The organism is Vibrio sp. V01_P9A10T6 (assembly GCF_963877065.1).
Classification (GTDB): Bacteria; Pseudomonadota; Gammaproteobacteria; order Enterobacterales; family Vibrionaceae; genus Vibrio; species Vibrio anguillarum.
In genome coordinates, this window is record NZ_CAWNTB010000084.1 from 1 (window position 1) to 4,809 (window position 4,809).

Sequence of the window (4,809 nt, forward strand, 5' to 3'; positions counted from 1 at the left end):
CCAAAGTCGCCAAGCGTTGGCAATCCCTCTTGAGCCGTTTGTTATGCAAATTCAATGAGGTAAACTGAATTTACACGACCAAAAGCCACAATTGCAATGGTTGAGTGATTCAAGAACCAACCCAAGTAGGAGCCGAGATAAATAAGCCGCCAAAACAAAGTCCACCGTTCAACAACAAACCAAGCTTTTGAATGAGACAAACTCAACAAGCAAGACTTTCAGCAAGTACAAAATGCTCGATAAACTTGCCCGTTCCACACTTTGCGCACGCTGAATTGGCAGCAAGCCAACGCTAAAACTGATTGAGGCAAACAAAGAACCTTGCCTGTTTTACGGTTTAAGTTAACCACGAATTTGAGGGTAAAAATGCTCATTTGCCGACAACACCAAACGAATGGCCGGAGAAATCCCAAAAGATTGAACCCCTAAATTTACCTGAGTTGCTAGTGTACCCCACAAAAAGTGGACACAACATAACTACACACTTTCGTACGCAACTGGACTGACGTAGCCCAACGCTGAGTGCTTTCTATTTCGATTGTAATAGATCTCGATGTATTCGAAGATCCCCATTCGAGCTTCTTCGATATTCTGGTAGTCTTCTGCATATATCAGCTCGACTTTCAGTCGACTGTAAAACGACTCCATCACCGCATTATCCCAGCAGTTGCCCTTACGGCTCATGCTCGGCACGCCACCATGCTTACGCATGAAGTCCTGATATTCATGTGCTCTGTATTGTACACCACGGTCTGAATGGATTATGACGCCTTTCGGCGGCTTACGTGACTTGAACGCCATTTTCAGGGCATTGGTAATCAGTTGGACCGTCATCGTCGTATCTAACGACCAACCAACAATACGGCGTGAATGCAAGTCCAGAACCGTAGCTAGGTAGAGCCAACGGCTCTTCACCCAGATGTACGTAATGTCTGTCACCCACTTTTGATTAGGGCGCGCTGCTTCAAAGTCTCTACGTAATAAATTATCAGCTACATTCGTCATCGCGGCAATATCCTTAGTGTATTTGAATCCTATACCGTTGCGCGCTTTGATACCCTTTTCTTTCATAATATCAGCAACATAGTTAACGCAACAGGCATGGCCTGCTTCGTTCAACTCATCGGTAATTCGAACAGAACCATAACGAGCACGATGCTTGGCAAAGGTGCACATCACTAACTGTTCAAAACGGCACCGCCGCTTTGAGCGTTCACTTGGCTCTCGATTCAACCACTTGTAATAACCACTAGGCGATACATCAAGGGCGTGACACATATAGGTAACTTTGTATTCCCCAACATAACTTTCGATATACTCGTACTTCACTCTTGCTGCTTCGCGAAGTACGCCGACACCTTTTTTAGGAATTCCATCTCATCACGTAGACGCTTGTTTTCGCGCCGAAGGGCGCGAAGCTCTTCAGACTCTTTCTTCGTGTAGTCAACACCGTCTAAGGTGTTAAACTGTTTATCAGATAGGCGTGTAAATTGACGCTTCCAGTTCCGTATTTGCTGGGCGCTGACGCCCAACTCCTTGGCAACGGAGACGGCCGTTCGACCAGGAAGACTGGCCAGGCGCACTGCTTCTTTGCGGAACTCTTCGGTGTACGCTGGATTTCGATGTTTAGCCATAAATCACCTCTCAATTAGACCCTAGATCTAACTTAGTAAAGTGTCTACTAAACGTGGGGTACTCGGAAACATAACGCCCGCTTAAGGGGCAGACAACGCTACTACTGACTTTCCGCATAACACCTTAATCACAAAAACCAACGCATGATAAAAATGCCGTGCGTTGGCTGTCCCTCTTGAAGCGTTTGTTATGTTTCTGGCCAAGATGGGCGACTTAAGCCATAAACGGCATGGTCTACCACTCGACCATTTAAGTTTTCTGAACGAGTGATTATCCCCTCAAGCAGAAATCCTAAACGCTCACACACGTTTCGACTGGGCTGATTTTCCCTTGCAGCCGATATCTGAACTTTTTCCATGTTCAAGTCGGTAAATGCAAAATCTATCAGTTTGAGCACTGACCTACTCACAATACCTTCACCTTGGTATTCAGCACTTAACCAATAACCCATTTCCACTTTTTTCAGTTCATGGTTAATACTGTTAAAACTGATGTTCCCAACCAATTTATCTTTATAAATCATGCTACAAACAAGCGATTTACCATCGGCATAGTCATGTAATGATCGGTTGATAAAACTTAGGAAGAACTCTTCGTTGTTTGCGTGAGGAGGCCAAGCTAACCATTGGCTCAAATACTCACGCTCTCTGCTAACGATTTCGAGATAGTGAGGTGCAAATTTGTGAGAAACCAAAGCAAGCTTTAGGTCTGTATCAACATCCAATGTAAACATGATTTCCTCTTAGAAACATAACGCCCGGCTAAGGGGTTGACAACGCACCGCCGAACTCAAAAAATACACTTAAACACTGAACTGCAATTTTACACTAAAGTCGCCACGCGTTGGCAATCCCTCTTGAGCCGTTTGTTAGCTGCCTGACGATAAAGCCTAAATTAATAGTGATAACGGCAAGAAATAATCGTGATAGCACTATCATCAACCGCATAAACTAACCTATTCGCATCGTCTATTCGTCGCGACCAAAAACCAGATAAGTTTTCTTTTAGTGGCTCAGGTTTACCTATGCCCTCGAAAGGAGAACGCTTAGCATCCGTGATGAGTTTATTTATACGTTTAAGTGTTTTCTTGTCTTGCGTCTGCCAATAAACATAATCATTCCAAGATTCATCAGTCCAAGATAATAAACGACTACTCATCGATTAAATCTCTTTGGCTCACCTTACCCGCTTTAAATTGAGCAATTGAACGATGTAAGTGCTCAGCATTTGCCGGAGAACGAAGTAAATGAACCGTTTCCATTAAGCTATTGTAATAATCCAGTGACATAACAACGGCATCTTCAGAATCACGACGTGTGATCACGGTTGTATCTGCGTCATTAACAACAGCATCCAAAACGCTCTTCAAGCTATTTCTAGCTTCTGTAAAAGATACAATTCTCATAAAACCTCCACATGTACGTTTAGTGAGACAAGTATATGACTAAAAAACCAACTTGTACAGCTAATGGAACATGCGAACTTGTAAGCAGCTAACGCCCGCCTAAGGGGCTGGCAACGCATAACGCTAAACTCAAACACAACAACCGTAACCACCGCGGCTCAATGGGACTGGAAACGCCACGCGTTGACAGTCCCTCTTGAGGCGTTTGTTAGCTGTTTTTTTCATGCCAAAAACTTAACTCTCTTTGAGCAAGCATTTCCTTTATTTTCTTGGCGGTTTCTTGGCTGGACTCTGAGCCACTTTCTAGCTTCTGAATCATCGCATTTCGAATAGGCTCATTCCTTTTCCGCCTCTCCATTGTAAAACTCAGCAACTGTGCAGCCATACGATATAAAAACTCATTCTCTTTCATGTCAGATAAAATGGATTTGTACTCTTGGGTAACATCAACCCAATCAACTAGTTCATCAGCTAATTTATCAAAGTGTGCAGGCGTTACTTTACTTGGGGCTTTACCTTCCATGATACTGATATTTGCCCTTTCGTAAGCTTTTGCCACTAATTCTGAACAGAAAGATGAATGCTCATTCCCAGAACCCATAAACACCTTGTTGTAATCTTGGGCAAAGTAATACATAGCTGACTTTTGTAGATTATCAGTCACCTCTCCTACTTCAGACACCGACTTGTGCCGTATTACACGCCAATTACCGTTGCATGCTATATCTTCGTCGAGTAACAACGTTAGGTGTACACCCTTGTCGTTAGTCGAGTGTATAAACACACCATCACCTAAACTAAACTCCACGTGGCTGGACGTTACTTTAGAATAAATGACTTTTTGAGCCGCAAGTAAAGATTTCGAAATCTTTCCTTCGCCTCCAACAAGTAGAACATCTCCAGCTAGCATAGAACTCTCCTAAAACTGCTAACGCCCGCCTAAGGGGCTGGCAACGCTTACACTAAACTCAAGCACAACAACCGAAGCCACCGCGGCTCATTGGGACTGAAAACGCCACGCGTTGACAGTCCCTCTTGAGGCGTTTGTTAGCCTTATTTTTACGGAGTTTTCGTATCTTTGACGTCAACACTAAACAAAAGCTGAGATATGTCTTGAGATAACAACAATTTGTCAGACATCCCAACAGATTTTCGAATTTCCATACACAGATATGTAAAAGAAAGTATCTCTTGTTCTGTTTGTAACGTACCGCCTGCTCTTAGAAAGGAGGCAAGATGTTGAACTACCGATGCATCTCCATATACACAAATACGAGATTTCGCATCCGCTAAGTTAGAAAGCTCTCTCTCGACCTCTTTACGATCATTTAACCGTTGAGCTACTGCAATTTTCGACGCTGCATTTAAAAAATCTGCGTACGATTTATTCTGCAACTCGGAAAGATGACTAACTTTCTGATTTTTTCTGTTTAGGAAAGCTTGAAGTAAAGCACCGATTATAACGCCACACAATCCTATGAATGGAACGACAAAAATTAGTACGACGTCCAAGATTTCCTCCTATAAGGCTAACGCCCGGCTAAGGGGTTGACAACGCACCACCGAACTCAAAAAACACACTGTAAACACTAAACTTCAATTTTGTACTAAAGTCGCCACGCGTTGGCAATCCCTCTTGAGCCGTTTGTTAGGCCAACCAATTGACACCGACACTTTCACAACCAAAGAATGAGCTTTTTGTAAACTTGAAACAAACTAACCGGTTCATTTATAAACCAAAATCTCAAATCAGAAAAGAAACCAAAAAA

7 protein-coding genes are annotated in these 4,809 nt (G+C 43.1%); all 7 read right to left on the reverse strand.

Translation table 11 applies throughout. The features are described 5' to 3' along the window. Positions 1 to 477: 477 nt before the first annotated feature. Positions 478 to 1,329, reverse strand: coding sequence for an IS3 family transposase (locus AACQ21_RS04605; protein WP_181185536.1), 852 nt, complete (start codon positions 1,327 to 1,329; stop codon positions 478 to 480). Next, positions 1,326 to 1,634: a transposase gene (locus tag AACQ21_RS04610; RefSeq protein ID WP_258174186.1), complete on the reverse strand. Its 309-nt coding sequence runs from the start codon at positions 1,632 to 1,634 to the stop codon at positions 1,326 to 1,328. The genes AACQ21_RS04605 and AACQ21_RS04610 overlap by 4 nt, the downstream gene beginning before the upstream one ends. 188 nt (positions 1,635 to 1,822) lie before the next feature. Next, positions 1,823 to 2,368: a GNAT family N-acetyltransferase gene (locus tag AACQ21_RS04620; RefSeq protein WP_105976682.1), complete on the reverse strand. Its 546-nt coding sequence runs from the start codon at positions 2,366 to 2,368 to the stop codon at positions 1,823 to 1,825. Positions 2,369 to 2,529: 161 nt separating this feature from the next. Then, positions 2,530 to 2,793, reverse strand: coding sequence for a Txe/YoeB family addiction module toxin (locus AACQ21_RS04625; RefSeq protein WP_009836584.1), 264 nt, complete (start codon positions 2,791 to 2,793; stop codon positions 2,530 to 2,532). Next, positions 2,786 to 3,040, reverse strand: a complete 255-nt coding sequence (locus tag AACQ21_RS04630) for a type II toxin-antitoxin system Phd/YefM family antitoxin (RefSeq protein ID WP_009836585.1) — start codon at positions 3,038 to 3,040, stop codon at positions 2,786 to 2,788. The genes AACQ21_RS04625 and AACQ21_RS04630 overlap by 8 nt, the downstream gene beginning before the upstream one ends. 208 nt (positions 3,041 to 3,248) lie before the next feature. Further along, complete coding sequence (locus tag AACQ21_RS04635) at positions 3,249 to 3,950, reverse strand: YiiX/YebB-like N1pC/P60 family cysteine hydrolase (protein WP_105976683.1); 702 nt, start codon at positions 3,948 to 3,950, stop codon at positions 3,249 to 3,251. Positions 3,951 to 4,099: 149 nt separating this feature from the next. Continuing rightward, positions 4,100 to 4,552, reverse strand: coding sequence for a hypothetical protein (locus AACQ21_RS04640; RefSeq protein WP_105976684.1), 453 nt, complete (start codon positions 4,550 to 4,552; stop codon positions 4,100 to 4,102). Positions 4,553 to 4,809: the final 257 nt, after the last annotated feature.